Genomic DNA, 20127 nt, shown 5'->3' with positions numbered 1-20127 from the left:
TGGTCAACATCACGACTATTAAAACAATCACTGGAGAACCCAATATGTTCTGTATTCAATGTGAACAGACAATTCAAACCCCTGCTGTTAAAGGTTGTTCTTTTGCACAAGGTATGTGTGGTAAAACTTCTGAAGTATCTGACCTTCAAGACGTGTTGGTTTACACACTGCAAGGGGTTTCTTTTTGGGCATCAAAAGCACTTGAATTCAACATCATTAACGATGAAATCAACCAATGGGCACCAAAGGCATTTTTCTCTACATTGACGAACGTAAACTTTGACCCTGAACGCATCCTGGAGTTAACTTCTCAAGCTGCAACGTACAAAGCATTGCTAAAAGAGCAAGTAATGTCTGCTGCGACTTTGTCAAACACCAACCTTACTGACATTCCTGCCGTTGCCAACTTCGAGCTACCAAACAGCGCAGAAGCGATCTTAGCTTTTGCTCCTCAAGTCGCGGTTAACCGTGGTAAAGACCAAGTACATGAAGATGTTATTGGCCTACGCCTACTTTGCCTATACGGACTTAAAGGTGCAGCCGCGTACATGGAGCACGCACGTGTTCTTGAGCAAACCAACAACGATATCTATGCCGAATACCATGAAATCATGGCGTGGTTGGGCACAGACCCTGAAGATCTTGGCGAACTACTTGATTGCTCAATGCGCATTGGCCTGATGAACTACAAAGTGATGGAAATGCTCGACCAAGGTGAAACAACGACCTTCGGCCATCCAGAACCAACCACGGTGAACGTCAAGCCAGTAAAAGGTAAATGTATTCTTGTTTCTGGCCATGATTTGCATGACCTAGAAAAAATCCTGCAACAGACCGAAGGCAAAGGCATTAACGTTTACACCAATGGTGAAATGCTGCCTGCACACGGCTACCCTGAGCTGAAGAAATACTCTCATCTTGTCGGTAACTACGGCAGCGCATGGCAAAACCAGCAGAAAGAATTCGCCAACTTCCCTGGTGCAATCGTAATGACGTCAAACTGCTTGTTGAATCCAAATGTGGGTCAATACGCAGACCGTTTATTCACTCGTAGTATTGTTGGCTGGCCTGGTGTGGCTCACATCGAAGGCGATGATTTTAGCCAAGTGATTGAATGTGCTCTAGCACAAGACGGTTTCCAACACGATGAAATCGAACACCACATCACGGTTGGTTTTGGTCGCAATGCACTGATGAACGCCGCCCCTGCGGTTATCGACCAAGTGAAGCAAGGCAACATCAAACACTTCTTCCTAGTCGGCGGTTGTGATGGTGATAAAGCGGAACGCAGCTACTACACCGATTTTACGGCTGAAGCGCCAGAAGACACGCTAATCCTGACCTTGGCGTGTGGTAAGTTCCGCTTCAACAAGAATACGTTCGGCGATATCAACGGCATCCCTCGCCTATTGGATGTGGGCCAATGTAACGATGCTTACTCTGCAATCCAGCTTGCACTTGCACTGGCGAAAGAGTTTGACTGTGACATCAATGAACTGCCACTCACGCTTGTGCTTTCTTGGTTCGAGCAAAAAGCGATCGTTATCTTGCTAACGCTATTTGCATTGGGCGTGAAAGGCATTTACACAGGCCCTACTGCACCAGCATTCCTAACGCCAAACCTAATCGCCATCATCCAAGAGAAGTTCGATATGCGCAGTATTGGCAATGTTCAGGATGATCTAAAAGCCATCCTAGCAGCCTAATAAACCTGCTTGTTACGCGCCTCCTTACGCGGAGGCGCTCTCTATTTCGAACCAAAAATAGCCACAACCAAAGAGATTGTTATGTTTTTTGAATGGCAAGGTAACCAACCCGTCACACTCCGTTGCATCGACAAATACTTCGAAACACACGACACCGTCAGCATAAAATTGGCCGAACTAACCGAATCACTTCTGTTTCAGTTTAAGCCTGGCCAGTTTATTAACTTGGGCGTCGAAATTGATGGAAAAATGGAGTTTCGTGCCTATTCAATCAGCTCGATCAATGAAGACGATCACCTTCAACTCACCATCAAACGAGTATCTGGCGGTAAAGTATCGAACTACATCGTTGACTCGCTGCTGCTCGGTGATACTGTTCAAGCATTACCACCAGCAGGCGAATTTAACTGCATCGACCATCCACCCGTGTTACGTGATGGCGAAACAAAAGCCTTGCTTATCAGTGCAGGTTGCGGCGTCACGCCCGTATTTTCGATGGCAAAGCACTGGCTGAGTAATCAAGATGAAAACGACAACGATGTGGACATCGCATTTCTTCATATTGCACGCAGCCCAGAAGAGACGATTTACTACGATCAGCTAGAAACGTTAGACGCTGTGTATCCCAACTTCAATTTAAAGTTGTTGCTGAAAAACCGCGAAGGAACATCGCATCCACAAGGTCGTTTGAATGCCGACTGGCTTAAAGAGCTTGTTCCTGATTTCAAACAGCGCACCGTTTACCTGTGTGGTCCAAGCCAGTTTATGCAAGATGTTCACGGCTATTTGAATGACCTTGGTTTTGACATGACGAACTTCTACCAAGAGAGTTTTACGCCAGCGACTGGCGCAGAATCATCAGTCTCCGATGAGACGGTTAACGTTTCTGTTCCTGATTTTGCTCAAAGCATCGATGCTCAAAAAGGTCAGGTACTGGCCGATGTGCTCGAAGGCGCAGGTTTACCATTAATCGTCGCTTGTCGAAGCGGGATTTGTGGCTCGTGCAAATGCAAGGTTCGTAAAGGCAACGTCTCTTCCACTAGCCTAGAAACATTGACGCCAGAAGAAATTGAACAAGGCTATGTGCTCGCCTGCTCATCAACCATCGAAGCGGATCTTGAAGTGCAGATCGGTTAATGCTGCTGGTATCGATCTTTTATTGTTTCCCGTCATTCCGGCGAGCCTAGGCGAGATCAGGAACCTAATATCGGCGTGTTAGGAATAACTCATTCTGATAATAGACTCTGAATCACACTCGCGTCTCGCTATTCAGATGACGGGGTATCGCGGAAATGCCAGCCGTACTCAAACGGCTGGTATTATAGATAGGTACAACTTTCGTTTCGTCGTCATTGCTTCTCGCTAAACAGCAACACTTTCAATGCTGCTTCGCTGTCTACGTCCATAAACTCTGGTGGGTTATCCAGGCGCTCACGGAATGTCAACTCTGGCGCTTCTTCTTTCATGCTTTCAATCAAGAAGTCGCTTGTCACAGATGGCGAGTTTACACATGCCATCACTTGACCGCCGTCTGCCAACAAATCCGGCAATCGACGTAGAATCTTTTTGTAATCTTTAGTCAGCGCAAAGCTGCCTTTCTGGAATGAAGGCGGATCGATAATGATCAAATCATACTGACCAGATTTCTTAATCTTACCCCACGATTTAAAGATATCGTGCCCCATAAAGCTTACCTGGTTGATGTTATGACCATTTAGCTTGTGGTTCTCACGACCTTTAGACAGCGATGCTTTCGCCATGTCGACGTTAACCACTTTATCTGCTCCACCCGCAATGGCAGCGACAGAAAAGCCACAGGTGTAAGCAAACAAGTTAAGCACGTTCTTATGCTTCGCATTTTCGCGTACCCAATCACGACCGTAGCGCATGTCCAAAAACAGACCAAAGTTTTGGTTGCGGCCAATATCCAATTGGTATTTCAAACCGCTTTCTTCAACGACAGGGCGAGCGTCTAATTCACCGACAAGCACTTCTGAAGGCGCACCATCGGCATAACGGTGCTGAAGAACCATAGTGCGACCTTGCTTGTCTGCCCACAGTGGTGATAGTGCCAACGCATTGAGGCCGCTTTTCAGCTCAGCGAGAAACGCGTCGTCGACTTCTTTAAACAAGTTGATGATCAACTGACCTTGTAACCAATCACAGGTAATTTGCTCTAAGCCCTCAAAACGGCGGCCACGACCATGAAACAGTCGACGAATTTCATTCGGAGCTTGCGCGAGCTCGGTTTCTAGATGCTGAAAAAACAGCGGAAGTTGTGATGCTTGCATCGAGTTCTCTTATTAGTTTTCTTTGTGACGGTTATTTGATCGTAGGCCAGTTCAGTTCCCAGGGGGAAAGCCAAGTATCCAAACCCTGAGAGACGATTTCACTGTGCCATTTGTTACCAAGCACTTGGTATTCTCGTGGATCGCAAACAAAGCAATATTGCTCATCTCGGTATTGGAAGCAAAGTGAAAATGCATGCAGATAACCGCGATCAGCCTCATTGCCTGCATTGTAAATCTGGTCGCCAACAATACCTGAGCCAACCGATTTTAATGCCACGCGGATTTGATGCGTTTTACCAGTGTGTGGCTTACATAAAAATAGGCGCTCTCCGGGCTCTGCCGCTAGAGAGAAAAACTGGGTAACGGCTGGGTTATTTTTGCTGTTGACCAGCTTCCATGATGAACGGCGCGAACGCTCCATATCACCAACGACCAAACCTTGTTTCTTTTTCGGCTTTTTAGAGCCAATCGCTAGGTAGAACTTTTCTACTTGGCGGTCAGCGAAGGCTTGCGATAACGCACTGGCCGCTTTGGCGTTGCGTCCGAGGAGCAGAATACCCGATGTCATTTTATCCAAGCGATGGATAAGATAGAGCTGCTCATCACCACTCTGCTTAGCCACTTCTTGCAGCAGCATTGTGTCGCCATCGTCTTTATGAACAGAGACGTTAGGATGCTTATTGATGATCAGAAAATCGGGATGGGTATGTAGAATATCGAACATAAAAAACTGGCTCCACGTTTGGAGCCAGCAGTATACATAAGTTACCGGACAAAGCTATCGAGGCTTGCCCCCAAGGTCTTTGCTAAAGCTTCTTCGAGAAAATGCCAGCAAGACCAATGATTGCGATACCCAGCAGCATGATTTCACCTTTGCCACTATCAAAGCCAGACTTAATCCCCATGAAGGCAACAATAGCAATCGCAACAGGAATCAGGTATTTAACTAGGTTGTACCACAATCCAAATAGCGGGAAGGATACTTCGCCGTCATTAGTGATCTCTTTTTCTAACTCAGCACGGCTTAGGCGCCATCCTGCAAAGATACAAACCAACATACCACCAACCGCTAAGAAGATTTTGTCCGTTAGTAAGTCGAAGATATCAAAGGCACCGGTACCAAACAGCGTTGGTCCCATTCCACCTAACGATAGTGACGCAAAAATACATAATGCCGCCATAACTGCACTTGCAGACAGAACTGCGTTAGAGCGCTTCATGCCTTTCTCGTCAATTAGGTAAGACACGACAACTTCCAATAGTGATACTGAAGAAGTTAATGCCGCCACCGTCAAACCGATGAAAAATAGCAACGCGAATAGCAACCCAATCACACCGCCCATTTCAGCAAATAGCTGAGGAACGACAACGAATACAAGACCAGGGCCTGCTGCAGGCTCCATGCCAAAGGCAAACATTGCTGGGAACATAGCAACACCAGCAAGAATCGCGACACCTGTATCCATCGCAGTAACCATACCGGTTGTTTGAACTAGGTTCTCTTTCTTCTTCAGGTAAGAACCGTACGTCATCATACAACCCATACCTAAGCTAAGTGAGAAGAACGCCTGCCCTAGTGCAGCAAGAACTACGTTGCTGTCGACTTTAGAAAAGTCCGGCATGAATAAGAACTCAAGGCCAGCCATTGCACCTGGCAGCATCAAGCCTTTAACAGAAACAACGATTAGGATTAAGAACAGAAGCGGCATCAGAACCTTACCAGCTTTCTCAATACCACCCGAAATCCCTTTCATCACGATCATGACGTTAAGGAACAGGTAAACACCCATCCACATTAAAGGTTGAATCGGATCTGAGATGAAACCGCCAAAGCTGTCGCCAATTGCTTCTGGCGCGCTGAGTAGACCACCGCCCACTTTAAAGATGTAGGCCAATGCCCAACCACCAACCACTGGGTAGAAGCCCATGATCAAAAGACCACTGAAGACTCCCATAACACCAGTGAACGTCCAGCGTCGGTCAGTTGTTTTGAATGCACCTACGGCAGAAAGACCTGTCTTACGACCAATAGCGAACTCTGTCAGCATCACGCTAAAGCCGATAAAAATTACAAAGATAAGATAGATAGCAACGAATGCACCGCCGCCACTCTCACCTGCTGTATAAGGGAATTTCCATATATTGCCTAAACCGACAGCGGAACCCGCTGCTGCCATTACGAAGCCTAGTTTAGACCCCCACGTATCACGTGGTGCTGCTGTATTAGTTGTAGCCACGCTTTTTCTCCAAAATTAGTTTGTTGTGTATGCATAGAGATAGGCGTCTAAAAAGTTTATGTAAAAATTATTGTACACTTATAAAATAAGCGTTCGACGCACTATGTCTAGAAAGTAAAGCAGCTCCCCTTTAAAATTGGAACCCCAAAAAAGTACATTTATCGCACAAGTGTCGAGTTACGCAGGTTAAATGCTGCTTTTTTGTTCAAAAGTTAAAGAATGACCTTATTTTTCACATTAAAATAACAGAATCAGCTGTTATGAAATTCGTTCCTCATATAAGGTCAATCCCACGTCTGAATGGGAAATCTATTCCCCCAACCCACTTTTATGCTTAATATCCTAGAAGGGCATATTACTCTGAGCGTATATGGACAAGTTTTATCACTTTCTTACTTTAGCTGGCATCGGGCTATATTGGTTACTGGTCGCAGGTGTGACCATTCGTGTCGTTTTAAAGCGCCGTGCAGTGAGCGTGTCTTTAGCTTGGCTAATGATCATTTATATCCTTCCCGTTCTGGGTGTCGCATGTTATTTCCTCTTCGGTGAACTGAACTTAGGCAGAAAGCGAGCCGAACGTGCGAAAGAGATGTTTACACCATTCGAGAAGTGGTTCAGTCAGCTTAACGACTGTAACGCGCACAACCCAGAAACGATGGGAAGGCACATCTACCGAATTGATGAACTTTGTAACAACCGCCTTGGTCTTCCCGCATTGAGCGGTAATACATTGTCGCTGCAACAGTCACCTAATGAGATTTTGCATTCCATTATTGAAGACATCGAAAACGCGCAGAGCAGTATTCGAATGGTATTCTACATTTGGCATCCGGGTGGTTTGGCTGACTCTGTCGCTTCTGCGCTTATTCAAGCGGCTAAACGCGGCGTAGATGTCAAACTATTGCTCGATTCAGCAGGTAGTCCACGTTTTTTCAGAAGTCCTTGGTATCGAATGATGCAGGATGCTGGAATTGAAGTTATTCAAGCGCTAGAAGTGAAGATGTGGCGTATTTTCTTACGTCGTCTTGATCTTCGCCAACATCGCAAGATCATCGTAATTGATGATGAAATTGCTTATACAGGTTCAATGAACTTGGTTGACCCGGCTTACTTCAAGCAAAATAGTGGCGTTGGGCATTGGGTGGATATCATGGTTCGCATTACAGGACCAACGGTAAACGTATTGAGTGCCATCCACTGTTGGGATTGGGAAGTCGAAACTGGCGAACGTCATTTACCAAGACTACCTGAATGCAAGATCGATGAGAGTGAATTCCAACACCCTATTCAGGTTGTGCCTTCTGGCCCAGGTATGCCGGAATATCTGATCTATCAAGTATTAACATTGGCAATAAACCAAGCCAATCGCTCGGTACGAATCACAACACCATATTTCGTGCCCAATGCTGATTTACTCGAAACGTTAAAGATGACAGCACAACGAGGCATTAACGTTGAACTCATTATTCCCCATAAAAATGACTCTATGATGGTGCAATGGGCTTCACGCGCTTTTTATAGTGAGCTCTTGAGTGCAGGGGTCAAGATTTATGAGTTTTATGGTGGTTTGCTGCATACAAAATCTGTCGTAATTGACGACCAATTCTGTTTAGTTGGCACCGTAAACATGGATATGCGCAGCTTGTGGCTGAACTTCGAAGTGACCCTCGCCGTTGATGACGAAGAGTTCACCAAGCAAATGTCTTGGTTACAAGATAGCTATATCAAGCAATCTCACACTGTTGTATTGGAAGAATGGGAGAAAAGGAGCCTATTTTCTCGGTTCTTAGAGCGAGTGTTCTATCTCTTCAACCCACTCCTCTAATACCTCAAATACACAGGCTAAAAAACCTCCAGCGCTACATGCATCCTGCTGGAGGTTTGTTCTTTTAGCTCCCTATCTACACGATACCTCTCGACATCATTACCTGTTCATCTTGGCTGTTATTGGCTGATAGTTGACTTTTCCCTTGCATAACCTACGTCGTCCATGTTTTAAATATTCAAAACCGCAATATTTAAGACAGGGAACTTTTATGTCAGAGGGAAAAAAAACCAAACTCATTACCGCTGGCCGCGATAAAAAGTGGACAAATGGTGTTGTAAACCCACCCGTTCAACGCGCTTCAACCGTGGTATTCAATACCGTTGCAGAAAAGAACCAAGCCACCATTAATCGTGCAAACAAAACATTGTTTTATGGTCGCCGAGGCACCAACACGCACTTTGCTTTCCAAGACGCAATGGTTGAGATTGAAGGTGGAGCTGGTTGCGCGCTTTACCCTTGTGGAACGGCAGCAATTTCAAACGCCATCCTCTCTTTCGTTGAAACTGGCGATCACATTCTAATGGTGGACACTTGTTACGAACCAACTCGTGACTTTTGTAACACCATAATGAAGAAAATGGGCATCGAAACCACCTATTATGACCCAATGATCGGTGAAGGTATCCGAGACTTGATTCAGCCGAATACCAGAGTCCTTTTCTTGGAGTCTCCTGGTTCAATAACCATGGAAGTCCAAGATGTACCTACATTAGCGCGCATTGCCCACGAGCAAGATATCATTGTGATGCTTGACAACACATGGGGAGCTGGCGTGAACTTCTCTCCTTTCGAGCATGGCGTAGACATTTCCATTCAAGCGGCGACTAAGTATATCGTTGGACATTCAGATGTCATGCTAGGTACTGCTGTGGCTTCTGAAAAGTATTGGGATCAGCTTCGTGAACAAAGCTACCTGATGGGTCAGTGCGTTTCTCCTGACGACGCATACCTAGGTCTTCGAGGTATTCGCACGTTGGATGTTCGCCTAAGACAGCACGCAGAAAGCAGTTTAAAAGTCGCTCAGTGGCTCGCTTCTCGCCCAGAAGTTGATCATGTCCGCCATCCAGCTTTAGAAACAAGCCCTGGCCATGAGTTTTTCAAACGAGACTTCACAGGTGGAAACGGCTTGTTTTCATTTGTTCTCAAAACGTCTTATCCAAAAGCGACGACGGCTCTGCTTGATGGTATGAAACACTTCAGTATGGGTTACTCTTGGGGCGGTTATGAAAGCCTCATTCTAGCTAACGAACCTAAGAGCTTTAACAGCCTGAGAACCGTAGCTCACCCACACTTTGAAGGTACTTTGGTTCGTATTCATATTGGCTTAGAAGACGTAAATGACTTGATCGCTGATTTAGAGACTGGTTTTGCGCGTTATAACGCCTTAATGCTTGAAAAAGAAGTCTCCCTATAACAATGATTGAATCGCCCTGCATTGCGGGGCGTTTTTATAAGCCCCTGACTTAATTAGAATTAACCAACATTCACCCGAACCATTAATTAATGTTAATCATTTGTGTTGTTTTTCAATTGAGCAGTCACAGAATGAAATAATGTGCCACAAATAGGCTTTCCAAATTTAGAGTTTCTCTCCTACTTTTTATCATTCATAAGAGGTCATACCACAAGGAGATAGTTTTGAAACTCAAATTTATAGCGCTAATGCTTTTTACCTTAATTACCGTCCCAATAACCTCCGTATCCGCTGCAACAGGTTATACCCAAACCAAGAATCCGATTGTTCTGGTTCACGGTTTGTTTGGTTTTGATACCCTGGCAGGCGTTGATTACTTTTTCGGAATACCACATTCCTTAACAAAAGATGGCGCTACGGTTTATGTTGCACAGGTATCCGCGACCAATAGCAGCGAAGTTCGAGGGGAGCAACTGCTTGCTCAAGTCGAAACCTTACTTGCAGCAACAGGCGCAGAGAAAGTCAATCTCATTGGTCACAGTCATGGTGGTCCAACAACGCGCTATGTTGCCTCTGTCCGTCCTGACCTAGTCGCATCAGTTACGAGTATAGGAGGCGTTAATAAAGGGTCTAAAGTGGCAGATTTAGTTCGTGGCACCGTATCTGAGGGTTCGGGTAGTGAGCAGCTCGCGGTAAAACTGGCGCAAGGCTTAACTACTCTTATTAATCTTCTATCAGGTGGTTCTGATCTCGACCAAGACCCTTTAGCCTCACTAGCAGCATTAACCACGGAAGGATCATTAGCGTTTAACCAACACTACCCGGAGGGAGTCCCTACCAGTGAATGTGGTAATGGTGACTTGCTGGCTTCAAATGGCGTTTATTACTACTCATGGACCGGATCATCCACTTTTACAAACGTTTTCGATCCGACCGACGCTGCCATGATGGTACTTGGCTTAGCCTTTGATGGGCCAAATGATGGCTTAGTTGGTGCGTGCAGCACACATTTGGGCAAAGTCATACGTGATGATTATCAAATGAACCATTTGGATGAAATTAACGGCCTACTCGGTATTCATCATCTTTTTGAAACCGATCCAGTCACGCTTTATCGCCAACATGCAAATCGTCTCAAACTTCAAGGTTTATAAGAGGTCATCACAATGAAGAAAGTCGCTCTCACCACTTTTATCCTGCTCTCGATATTTGGCGTGGGAGCGCTTTCTCTGTTGCAAAGCGACAAACAACAAGAGATAACCTCTAACCATTCGCAATCTCAGCAAGATATAGCCGCCGATGTCTCTTCCCCAAAAGACTTCTTCGAATATTCTCTTAGCCGGCTGGGCGAAGAAGATCTCGATACGATCAAAGCGGAAGTTAATGATGACACTTTAGCAAAGCAAACTCTGAATATTGATGCCAAACTTTTTCAAGCCTACCTTTCCTACAAGCAAGCACTCTCTGCATTAGAGCCTTTTGAGCACAACCACCTAACGCTTGAACATTTAACCATGCTGAATGAAGCAATACTGAACTTACAGCTTCAATACTTTAACGAGGTGCAGATAACCCAATTGTTTGACGAAGAAAACCGACTTCGCCAACTTGCTTTAGAAAAGCTGACGATTAAAACACAGGCATCGGATATCGAGAGTCAAGCACACCTTCTCAATCAAGCATTATCAGAACAACCGGATTACATACGAGAAAGTGAACGCAATAACGCATTAGCAGAGCAGCTCGAGCAAGCTTCTCAGCTTGATTCACAAGACAAGTACATCGCCCGTGTTGCTCTGGTAGGAGATGCCGGAGCGCAGAGGCTGCAAAAGCTTGATGAGCAAAGAGCATCATTTGAGACTCAACTCGCCACTTACTTAAAGCAGCGTCAAAATATTCTGAATAGGGGTTTTTTAGGGCAAGACGAAAAACAGGCAGAAATCATTGCTTTAAGAAAACAAAGCTTCGATGCCACTCAATGGCGTCGAATCGAAGCTTTGGAACGTATTCATGATAGCCAGAACTAACAACATTAGCTTAATAGCCAAACGTTACTTATTCTGCTTTTTAGGACATCCAACGATATGGTCATCCACCATGCCGACGGCTTGCATGAAGGCATAACAGATGGTTTCACCGACAAACTTGAAGCCTTTCTTTTTTAGGAATTTACTCATGGCTTTGGATTGCTCTGTCGAAGCTGGTACGTCACTCATATGTTGCCATTGATTGACGATTGGTTCGCCATCCACGAACTGCCACAACGCGTCTGATAAACTCCCGTATTCAGCAATTAACGCTTTGGCCGCTTTGGCATTACTGAATACCGAGTTAATCTTTCCGCGATGTCTCACAACATCGAAGTTTTCCACGATGTATTCAGCGCGTTCTTCATTTCTTTGTTCCAACGCATCTAGATCGTAATTCTCGAACGCTTCTCTGTAACCTTCGCGCTTTTTAAGGATGGTGATCCAACTAAGGCCAGCTTGCGCACCTTCCAACGTAATAAATTCAAACAGGACTTGGTCGTCATATACTGGCACGCCCCATTCGGAATCATGATATTCGCGCTCTAATGGGTGATTCATCGCCCACGCACACGTTTTTTGTTCTGTCATTATTCTTCCTTAAAAAGCGCCTCTAACTGATGAGTTAGAGGCGCGATATTTTTCATCGTTATATCAGTAGCACTAAGCCTGTTTCGGTACTGCCACTTTATGGAACAAACGATACAACACTGGCACGACAATCAGTGTCAGGACTGTCGCAAAACCCAAACCAAACATAATCGTAACCGCCATTGGTTTGAAGAAAATATCTGGCAACAGTGGGATCATACCAAGGATCGTCGTGATAGCAGCCATACAAACGGGACGGACGCGACTTACCGCAGCATCAACGACCGCGTCATAAGCCTCTTTACCGGACTTCATTTCAATTTCAATTTGGTCCAGTAATACGATGCCATTTTTGAGCACCATTCCCGATAAGCTTAAGAAGCCGAGCAATGCCATAAAACCAAACGGCGTGTTGAGTGCCAACAAACCGGTAGTGACACCAATTAACGCCAGCGGCACGGTAAGCCAAACAATGAGTGGCTCTTTGATAGAGTTAAATAGGAATACAGTGATCAAGAACATGAACAAGTACCCCATTGGCATAGTAGTAAACAGTGACTCTTGAGCATCACCTGAAGATTCGTATTCACCACCCCACTCTAGTGAATAGCCAGGAGGCATTTGAATCGCTTCGATTTGAGGCTGTAAGCGTTTTTGCAACGTCGATGCGGTTTCTTCACCTAGAATATCAGGGTCTGCCATCACAGTGAGCATACGCTTACGGTTTTTACGCACAATAATAGGATCCTCCCAACGCATGTCGTAACCCATTGTGACTTGTTGAAGTGGAATAAACTCACTCTGTGCTGGACTCCATATTTTCATGCCTTCAATGTTACGAATATCAATACGTTCATCTTCAGGTAAGCGAGCCACGATAGGCATGAGCGTAGTGCCGTCTCGGTAAAGGCCTATCGTCATTCCAGAGAATGACATGGACAAGAAGTCATCGACATCTGATTTTGTAATGCCATAGCGACGTGCCTGACTCTCGTTAAACTGAGGTTCAAGAACTTGGGTTCGTTCACGCCAATCATGCCTGATATTTGTTGCCTGAGGGTCGGCGTACATGATGTCCTTGACCTGAGCGGCTATCGTACGAAGGACGGTTGGATCTGAACCAATAATGCGCGCTTCAATTTTTGCACCACCACCAGGGCCTAACTCAATCTGTTTGAGCTTGTAATTGATTTCTGGGTAGTTGGCTTTTAAATACTCTCGAAACTTCGCCATTAATGGTTTTAACGCTTCGTAGTTTTCCATACGAGTGGTTATCTCACCATAAGCCGCATAACTTTTCTCTGGCGCGTACGTTAACATGAAGCGCTGTAAGCCTTTACCCGCGGTCGTCGTGATATGGTCAACATGCTCTTGCTTAGCTAACCAACTTTCTAACTCTTTAAGCGTTGTGTTGGTTGCTCGAATATCAGTTCCTTCTGGCATCCATACATCTAACTGAAAAATCGGCGTTGTCGAAGATGGGAAAAACGCTTGCTTCACAAAGGTGAACCCGTAAACACTTGCCGCTAATCCCACAATCAACACCACAACGGTAAACCAAGCACGACGCATACAAAACTGAAGAAACTTTTTATAAATAACGAAAATAACCCCGTTATATGGATCATTTTCTTCCCCTTCACCTTGTTTAATCTTCTGGCCTTTAAAGAAGATGTCAGCAAAGAATGGTGTCAACGAGATAGCGGTAAACCAGCTCAACATTAAAGAGATCAGCAGAACCGTAAATAAAGTGCCACAGTATTCGCCCGTCGAGTCTTCAGACAGTCCAATTGGCGCAAATGCAGTTACCGCAATCACAGTTGCCCCAAGTAATGGCCACTTTGTTTGGGTAACAATGTCGGTCGCTGCTTGGAGTCGAGTTCGCCCTTTTTGAGTACCAATCAAAATCCCCTCAACCACGACGATTGCATTGTCCACCAGCATACCCAATGCGATAACCAAGGCACCTAATGAAATCCGCTGTAAATCTATCGCGAGATACTTCATGAAAATGAACGTACCCAGCACCGTCAGCAGCAAGATTAAACCGATAAGTAGCCCAGAACGTAGCCCCATAAAGAACAGAAGTACGATAATGACGATACCGACAGCTTGAGCCAAGCTGACAACAAAACCGCTAACCGATTTATCCACCTCTTTAGGCTGACTGTAAATTTCCGAGATTTCGATACCAACAGGTTGTTGGTACTTTAGCTCTGCAAGGCGATGATCAAACGCTTTTCCGACTTCAACGACGTTGACGCCTTCAGCAAAAGAAACACCCACGTTTAGTGCGAGGCTGCCGTTAAAATTAATAATATTATTCGGGACTTCTACGTAACCACGTTTTATTTCCGCCACATCTTTCAAGAAGATGAGCCCCTGAGCACCCGACTCAGTAATCAACAAATCGCCTAGCTCATCTACACTCTGGAACTCGCCAGTCGGCTGAATTCTGATGTACTCATCACCAATTCTGATCGCTCCTGCGTCAGAAACTACGTTTTGCGTCGAAAGAAGATTAAACACGGTATCCGGAGCAAGACCTATACTGCTCAATTTTTTCATCGATACTTCGATGAACACTTGCTCTTGCTGTTGCCCGGATACCGAAACTTTACTCACGCCATCAACCAGTTCGAGCTCTCGGCGTAAGTAATCGACGTAATCCAGTAGCTCTTTATAGCTATAACCGTCGCCAGTCACCGCTAACAAAATCCCGTAAACATCACCAAAATCATCGATCACTTGAGGTTCATTCACACCTGGAGGCAACGTCCCTTTAAGGTCGTTCACTTTACGGCGTAACTCATCCCAGATTTGTGGCAGATCATCAGGGCCATAATTGTTCTTCATCGTGACCGTGATTTGCGATAATCCTCGGCTAGAAATCGAATTCACTTCATCAACATAAGTAAGCTGCTGAATCGCTTTTTCGATTGGATACGTCACTTCTTCTTCGACTTGTTGCGGTGTCGCACCAGGGTAAGAGGTCACTACCATCGCATCTTTAATAGTAAAAGCAGGGTCCTCAAGACGCCCTAAACCAAAGAATGCGGCGATACCACCAATCAAAAATATCAGTGCGACCATCCAACTGATGACGCGATTTCGGATGAAGTACGCAGCAATACCGGTCACATCATCATCACTTTGAGGCACTGATTTATTAAGATCGCTCATAGACCGGCCTCCTGCGTAGCCATTTCCTGTATCACTTCTACTTTCATGCCATCCCTTAATCGAGAAACACCGGCAATCACGACTTTGTCTTTGAGCATGAGACCATCAAGGATTTGAATGGACGTTTTAGATGCCTTACCTGCTCGCACCTGTTTGCGCGATACCGTATTGTCGTCATTCAGTACCCAAACAAATTTGTTTTCGCGCCCCAGCTCGTCACCGTCCGCATTAAAAATGGCTTCGATAGGGACATTAATTCCTAGGTTGAGATCAAGCCCAACATTCTCGTCTTTAGACGTTACCTCAACAGCCATACCATCTAGGATGTACTCTTCTTCCGGCATAGGAAGCGACAGTGTGACAGTAAACGTACCTGTTGTTGGATCGGGTTCGGTCGTAAATTCTTTTACCGTCGCGTTATATTCGTTACCGCTGGGCACGCGCACCAATGCTTTGATCGCTGTGAGTCTTTCTTCCGTTGGCGGTTGGTTCACATAGAGGCGGTCTGGAAGCTGAATCAACACTTCGACTCGCTCCAAGCTGTGAATATTAACGATATGCTGTCCGACTTGAACATTTTCGAATTGGTCGATATTAACTCGCGAAATAATCCCATCCACGGGCGCTTTTAAGGCAGTAAATGATAGACGAAGTTTGGCTAACTGAAGCTCAGCTAAGGCGATTTGTCGTTGTGCTGCAATTTCATCAAACTGAGACTTAGCTAATAGGCCTTTATCAACCAAAGGGCGTGAGCGGCGATACTGACTGTCGACAACAGAAAAACGCGCACTCGCATTATCTACATCCAACTCATAGTCAGTGGGATCTAGCGTTGCAATAACATCACCCTTCGTGACTTTGTCGCCCTCTTTTACCATGATGCGGCTGACTTCTCCTGCGACTCTGAAGCTCAAATGAGAGCGATCCGCTGCATTCGCAACCGCAGGGAAGTACAAGTTGTCGTCCACCTTGTTTCCCGCTAATGACGTAACCCTAACTCGTGGCGTTTCGAGCTCTTTTTCTGGCGCCTTATCCCCACAGCCGACGAGAAAAAGCGTTGAAAGTAAAGTCGCTAGAGAGATGATTCCTTTCATATTACAGCCCTCTTTCCTTAATCCACGCTCTTACCTTAATTCCGGGTTCAATTACACTGACACCCGAGATAATGATTTGGTCGCCATCGTTAAGCCCAGCTAACACTTGATTTTTGTCATTCATCTCAATTGCGGCTTTAGACACAATGCCTTGCTCATCGACACGCCAAACGTATGTTTTGCCGTTCTCTTCTAGCAACGCGGAGTTAGGAATCTTTGTCGCTCCTGCACTTTTGGACAGGAGGTAAGCATTGCCAGACATTCCCGGCAAAAGGCCTATTTCTGCTGGCCGTTCCATGACCATCGTGACTTTGTAACTGCCCGTTTTAGGATCGGCTTCTGTATCGATTTCCTGAAAGGTTAAATCAAAGGCTCGCTCGGGGAACGCATCAAATATCATTCTGGCAGAGACATCGCTCCCCTGCGTGTAACGATTTAGAAGATAGTCTGGGATTTGGAATATCACTTTGAGGAGTTGGTTGGACTGAATATTCATCACCCCTTCTTTCGCGGCAACATATTCATGGTTTTCTGCTGGAATGTACGAAATGGTGCCATCATATGGCGCGACAAGTTTGGTATACCTTAAGTTTGCCTTTGCTTGATTCCATTGAGCTTTTGCCGAGTTGTGATTCGCTTTTGCCTCATCAAAATCTTGCTCAGATACTACTTGGTCTTTACGTAGCTTTTGGTATCGCTTGTATTGCACATCTGCGAGCAAAAAATTTGCCCGAGCTTGCTGTTCGAGCAGAGAATATTCATCTGGGTTTAATGACGCCAAAACATCACCTTTACTGACGACTTGACCTTCATTCACTTCTATCGTTTGAAGAAGCCCAGGAACTCGAAATGTCAGTACTGCTCTATCGCCAGCTTCCGTCGTGGCAGGAAAATGTCGCTCAAACTGGGCATTGCCAACAGATACTGTAAATAGCTTCGCAGGGCGCGATTCAGGTTCAGGAACAGGAGGAAGTTCTTTACCGCACCCCGACAAGACAGCCGAGATGGCAATAGGAATGAGCAATTTTCTCATTACATTCATCCATAAAAATTGGGGGATTATTTTTAAAGTAGATGAATTTTGAACGAACTTCCAGAGCAGAAAAGATTAATAGTGCTTTAAAATTAGTAATTTGTGATAAAAAAGCAGGCTTTATGCCTGCTTCAGTTAAATCTTCTTTGGATACAAAATGCCTAGAGCTTACTGAATTCTCTGTTCACCCTATATGTATCAGACGTAACATAAGCTTCCATGTTACGAATTTTGCCATCAAGACGGTCAAAATCCCTTTCCAACACACTGAGCAGTTGATCAGGGCTTTGCCCTTTCTGCCAAGGCTTACTTTTGAGCGTATGCTCTTGCTGAGCTCTGATATTTTCAGAATACGTTACTGGTTGCTTTTCTAACATAAACGCCATCGCGATGTACGCTAACAATACCAAAAACGTACCACCTAACAGCGCTGCAGAAATCACTACAATACGAATCAACCAAACTTCTGCACCAAAGTAGTTGGCAATTCCGGCGCAAACACCGGAGATTTTGCCATTTACTGGGTCACGATACAGTTCTCGATTATTCATACTTGCGTCTCCATGTTGGTGACTCAGCATCCAAGATGCGCTCCAATGTATCAACTCGGGACTGCATCGCTTCCGCTTTTTCAGATAGTACCTGAAGGCGCTCTAAATCCTGGCTCGACAGTGCACTATCTGTTTTGCGTTTGCTGCGATAGTGTAAGAAGAGCCATAGTGGAGCGACAAAGATTAAAAAGACAATCACTGGTCCTGCTATAAAAAATGCCGACATAAATGGCTCCTTTCTTATTTATCTTTCGATGACATCTGTTCTTTCAGTTTTGCCAACTCTTTTTCAATTTCGTCTTGTGCCTGCAACTCTGCAAACTCTTGTTCTAGCGATTTAGCATTACCGGTTTGAGCATACAGGTCTGCTTCCGCTTCCATTTCATCCACTTTACGTGAGTATTGCTCAAATTTCGCCATCGCTTCATTAGTACGGCTAGTGTGCAGGTGTTTTTGCACATCACGACGGTTAGATGCAGTTTGGTTACGAATTGCTAGTGCTTGCTGTTTTGCGCGCGTTTCAGCAATTTTGCTTTCCAACTTACCAATCTCGCCAGTAAGCTTATCGATCGTTTCTTCCACTAAGGTTTGCTCAGTGTGGAGGCCTTTAATCACTTGCTCTAGCTTTTGCTTTTCAATTAACGCTGCACGAGCTAGATCTTCACGCTCTTTAACTAATGCTAAGCTCGCTTTTTGGCCCCATTCGCCAATTTGCTCTTCTAACGTTTCAACCTTACGAGCCAACTCTTTCTTGTCTGCAATCGCTTTAGCCGAGTTAGTACGCACTTCAACAAGTGTGTCTTCCATTTCTTGAATGATAAGACGGATCATTTTTTCAGGATCTTCCGCCTTGTCCAGTAATGCACTGATGTTTGAGTTAACGATATCTGCAAATCGAGAAAAAATACCCATAACGGAACTCCTCTTTTTTCCTATTAAAACTCGACAAGGTGGTGATTAACCTTGTGTCTCCCTGAATATATAACAAGTAACGTGCCAACTTATAATTTTCTTTTAAATCAGAGCGTTATTCATTTTATTGTCGTTACACACTATTGTGCTATGATGTTTTTCACCAACTGTTGGTGAAATTTACCAACTCTATCTCTAAATCATGGCTCGGCTGTTAAATAAGAAGGACTTTATGAAGCAAAACCTGATTGGTGAATCACCTGCTTTTCTCGCTGTACTAGATAAAGTATCACAACTTGCACCCATTGAGCGCCCTGTCCTCATCATTGGTGAACGAGGTACGGGTAAAGAACTCATCGCTCAGCGTTTGCATTATTTATCAAGACGTTGGGATAAGCCACTACTATCACTCAACTGTGCGACATTAAGCGAAGGGCTAATAGATTCCGAATTGTTTGGACATGAATCCGGCTCCTTCACGGGCTCTAAAGGTAAGCATAAAGGGCGTTTCGAGCGTGCCGAGGGCGGTACTTTGTTCCTTGACGAACTGGCAACCGCACCACTTTTAGTTCAAGAAAAGCTATTACGTGTCATTGAATATGGTGAATATGAGCGAGTTGGCGGTCATACCGCTCTCAATGCGGATGTTCGACTTGTTTGTGCAACCAATGCCGACCTACCAAAATTGGCAGAGCAAGGTGATTTTCGTGCAGATCTGCTCGACAGGCTAGCCTTCGATGTCATTATGTTACCCCCTCTTCGCGAGCGCAAAGAAGACATTCTCTCTTTAGCAGAGCACTACGCGATGAAAATGTGTCGTGAACTGCAACTGGAATACTTTGTCGGTTTTACCCCAAAAGCGCAGCAGTCGCTTATTGAATATGAATGGCCCGGTAACGTCCGCGAACTAAAAAACGTGATTGAACGTGCGATTTACCAACATGGTCTGAATGCTCACCCAATTGATGAACTGGTTTTCAATCCTTTTGAAACGGTTTGGCACAGCGCGCTTGGCCATAGTGCAAAACAAGCAGAACAACAAGAAGAGGAAGCATCAAGCAACACCATCCAATTCCCTCTAGACTATAAACAATGGCAAGAGGAACAAGATATCCATTTACTCAATCGTGCATTGGAAGAAGCCAAGTTTAATCAACGACAAGCAGCCGAGCTACTTGGCTTGAGCTATCACCAATTACGAGGGATGGTTAGAAAATATGGTTTGGTCGGACAAAGCTAACTTGACCGAGAGTACTCAAT

Annotated in this window: 17 protein-coding genes; 7 read left to right on the top strand and 10 right to left on the bottom strand. The window is 45.1% G+C overall.

Annotated features, from left to right (window positions below):
• The first annotated feature begins 44 nt into the window (after nt 1-44).
• Nucleotides 45-1706 (top strand): hydroxylamine reductase, encoded by a 1662-nt coding sequence (gene hcp, locus R7Q47_RS03990; protein ID WP_025499867.1) that lies wholly within the window; start codon nt 45-47, stop codon nt 1704-1706.
• Between the two features lie 81 nt (nt 1707-1787).
• Nucleotides 1788-2843, top strand: coding sequence for a hybrid-cluster NAD(P)-dependent oxidoreductase (locus R7Q47_RS03985; RefSeq protein WP_054576418.1), 1056 nt, complete (start codon nt 1788-1790; stop codon nt 2841-2843).
• Nucleotides 2844-3055: 212 nt separating this feature from the next.
• Here R7Q47_RS03985 and R7Q47_RS03980 read toward each other — a convergent pair whose 3' ends face one another.
• From R7Q47_RS03980 to R7Q47_RS03970, 3 genes are all read right to left on the bottom strand, one after another.
• Nucleotides 3056-3997 carry a class I SAM-dependent methyltransferase gene (locus R7Q47_RS03980; RefSeq protein WP_062730698.1) on the bottom strand — a complete coding sequence of 314 codons (942 nt, stop codon included), beginning with the start codon at nt 3995-3997 and terminating at the stop codon, nt 3056-3058.
• A gap of 31 nt (nt 3998-4028) precedes the next feature.
• On the bottom strand, nt 4029-4721 hold the full coding sequence (locus R7Q47_RS03975) for a TIGR01621 family pseudouridine synthase (RefSeq protein ID WP_130546667.1): 693 nt from the start codon (nt 4719-4721) through the stop codon (nt 4029-4031).
• An 82-nt stretch (nt 4722-4803) separates the two neighbouring features.
• Entirely contained in the window at nt 4804-6174 is a 1371-nt protein-coding gene (locus R7Q47_RS03970; protein ID WP_042522154.1) for a sodium-dependent transporter, read from the bottom strand.
• A 430-nt stretch (nt 6175-6604) separates the two neighbouring features.
• On the opposite strand from R7Q47_RS03970, the gene cls reads away from it, so the two are divergent.
• The 4 genes from cls to R7Q47_RS03950 all read left to right on the top strand — a co-directional run bounded on the left by cls (nt 6605) and on the right by R7Q47_RS03950 (nt 11503).
• The gene (gene cls / locus R7Q47_RS03965; RefSeq protein ID WP_017820861.1) at nt 6605-8059 is read left to right on the top strand and encodes a cardiolipin synthase; all 1455 of its coding nucleotides are present in this window, start codon (nt 6605-6607) and stop codon (nt 8057-8059) included.
• A gap of 211 nt (nt 8060-8270) precedes the next feature.
• Entirely contained in the window at nt 8271-9476 is a 1206-nt protein-coding gene (locus tag R7Q47_RS03960) for a cystathionine beta-lyase (RefSeq protein ID WP_151514686.1), read from the top strand.
• Between the two features lie 248 nt (nt 9477-9724).
• Nucleotides 9725-10630, top strand: a complete 906-nt coding sequence (locus R7Q47_RS03955) for a triacylglycerol lipase (RefSeq protein ID WP_318088671.1) — start codon at nt 9725-9727, stop codon at nt 10628-10630.
• A 12-nt stretch (nt 10631-10642) separates the two neighbouring features.
• The gene (locus R7Q47_RS03950; RefSeq protein WP_086046632.1) at nt 10643-11503 is read left to right on the top strand and encodes a lipase secretion chaperone; all 861 of its coding nucleotides are present in this window, start codon (nt 10643-10645) and stop codon (nt 11501-11503) included.
• A gap of 24 nt (nt 11504-11527) precedes the next feature.
• On the opposite strand, the gene R7Q47_RS03945 is transcribed toward R7Q47_RS03950, so the two are convergent.
• From R7Q47_RS03945 to pspA, 7 genes are all read right to left on the bottom strand, one after another.
• The gene (locus R7Q47_RS03945; protein WP_005378109.1) at nt 11528-12094 is read right to left on the bottom strand and encodes a DNA-3-methyladenine glycosylase I; all 567 of its coding nucleotides are present in this window, start codon (nt 12092-12094) and stop codon (nt 11528-11530) included.
• Between the two features lie 72 nt (nt 12095-12166).
• Entirely contained in the window at nt 12167-15277 is a 3111-nt protein-coding gene (gene vmeI, locus R7Q47_RS03940) for an efflux RND transporter permease subunit VmeI (protein ID WP_005378110.1), read from the bottom strand.
• Nucleotides 15274-16371 (bottom strand): efflux RND transporter periplasmic adaptor subunit, encoded by a 1098-nt coding sequence (locus R7Q47_RS03935; protein ID WP_005378112.1) that lies wholly within the window; start codon nt 16369-16371, stop codon nt 15274-15276. The genes vmeI and R7Q47_RS03935 overlap by 4 nt, the downstream gene beginning before the upstream one ends.
• Before the next feature lies 1 nt (nt 16372).
• A complete protein-coding gene (locus R7Q47_RS03930) occupies nt 16373-17404 on the bottom strand; it encodes an efflux RND transporter periplasmic adaptor subunit (RefSeq protein ID WP_005378114.1) in 1032 nt (343 codons plus the stop codon).
• 161 nt (nt 17405-17565) lie between these two features.
• Nucleotides 17566-17955, bottom strand: coding sequence for an envelope stress response membrane protein PspC (gene pspC, locus R7Q47_RS03925; RefSeq protein WP_025766867.1), 390 nt, complete (start codon nt 17953-17955; stop codon nt 17566-17568).
• Nucleotides 17948-18181, bottom strand: a complete 234-nt coding sequence (pspB, locus tag R7Q47_RS03920; RefSeq protein WP_005378117.1) for an envelope stress response membrane protein PspB — start codon at nt 18179-18181, stop codon at nt 17948-17950. The genes pspC and pspB overlap by 8 nt, the downstream gene beginning before the upstream one ends.
• 14 nt (nt 18182-18195) lie before the next feature.
• A complete protein-coding gene (gene pspA, locus R7Q47_RS03915; RefSeq protein WP_005378119.1) occupies nt 18196-18867 on the bottom strand; it encodes a phage shock protein PspA in 672 nt (223 codons plus the stop codon).
• A 232-nt stretch (nt 18868-19099) separates the two neighbouring features.
• Between pspA and pspF the strand changes: the two genes are divergently transcribed.
• Nucleotides 19100-20107, top strand: a complete 1008-nt coding sequence (gene pspF / locus R7Q47_RS03910; RefSeq protein ID WP_017820869.1) for a phage shock protein operon transcriptional activator — start codon at nt 19100-19102, stop codon at nt 20105-20107.
• The last annotated feature ends 20 nt before the right edge of the window (nt 20108-20127 follow it).

It is taken from the genome of Vibrio sp. Vb0349 (genome assembly GCF_033338975.1).
This window is presented reverse-complemented; position numbering and strand designations above follow the sequence as displayed.

What these genes read in the sequence shown, in the direction of transcription:
- R7Q47_RS03960 (WP_151514686.1), top strand. Translation starts at nt 8,271, where the DNA reads ATGTCAGAGGGAAAAAAAACCAAACTCATTACCGCTGGCCGCGATAAA.
- R7Q47_RS03985 (WP_054576418.1), top strand. Translation starts at nt 1,788, where the DNA reads ATGTTTTTTGAATGGCAAGGTAACCAACCCGTCACACTCCGTTGCATC.
- pspF (WP_017820869.1), top strand. Translation starts at nt 19,100, where the DNA reads ATGAAGCAAAACCTGATTGGTGAATCACCTGCTTTTCTCGCTGTACTA.
- R7Q47_RS03950 (WP_086046632.1), top strand. Translation starts at nt 10,643, where the DNA reads ATGAAGAAAGTCGCTCTCACCACTTTTATCCTGCTCTCGATATTTGGC.
- pspB (WP_005378117.1), bottom strand. Translation starts at nt 18,181, where the DNA reads ATGTCGGCATTTTTTATAGCAGGACCAGTGATTGTCTTTTTAATCTTT.
- R7Q47_RS03935 (WP_005378112.1), bottom strand. Translation starts at nt 16,371, where the DNA reads ATGAAAGGAATCATCTCTCTAGCGACTTTACTTTCAACGCTTTTTCTC.
- R7Q47_RS03955 (WP_318088671.1), top strand. Translation starts at nt 9,725, where the DNA reads ATGCTTTTTACCTTAATTACCGTCCCAATAACCTCCGTATCCGCTGCA.
- R7Q47_RS03980 (WP_062730698.1), bottom strand. Translation starts at nt 3,997, where the DNA reads ATGCAAGCATCACAACTTCCGCTGTTTTTTCAGCATCTAGAAACCGAG.
- R7Q47_RS03975 (WP_130546667.1), bottom strand. Translation starts at nt 4,721, where the DNA reads ATGTTCGATATTCTACATACCCATCCCGATTTTCTGATCATCAATAAG.
- R7Q47_RS03945 (WP_005378109.1), bottom strand. Translation starts at nt 12,094, where the DNA reads ATGACAGAACAAAAAACGTGTGCGTGGGCGATGAATCACCCATTAGAG.
- R7Q47_RS03930 (WP_005378114.1), bottom strand. Translation starts at nt 17,404, where the DNA reads ATGAGAAAATTGCTCATTCCTATTGCCATCTCGGCTGTCTTGTCGGGG.
- vmeI (WP_005378110.1), bottom strand. Translation starts at nt 15,277, where the DNA reads ATGAGCGATCTTAATAAATCAGTGCCTCAAAGTGATGATGATGTGACC.
- cls (WP_017820861.1), top strand. Translation starts at nt 6,605, where the DNA reads ATGGACAAGTTTTATCACTTTCTTACTTTAGCTGGCATCGGGCTATAT.
- hcp (WP_025499867.1), top strand. Translation starts at nt 45, where the DNA reads ATGTTCTGTATTCAATGTGAACAGACAATTCAAACCCCTGCTGTTAAA.
- pspC (WP_025766867.1), bottom strand. Translation starts at nt 17,955, where the DNA reads ATGAATAATCGAGAACTGTATCGTGACCCAGTAAATGGCAAAATCTCC.
- pspA (WP_005378119.1), bottom strand. Translation starts at nt 18,867, where the DNA reads ATGGGTATTTTTTCTCGATTTGCAGATATCGTTAACTCAAACATCAGT.
- R7Q47_RS03970 (WP_042522154.1), bottom strand. Translation starts at nt 6,174, where the DNA reads ATGGCAGCAGCGGGTTCCGCTGTCGGTTTAGGCAATATATGGAAATTC.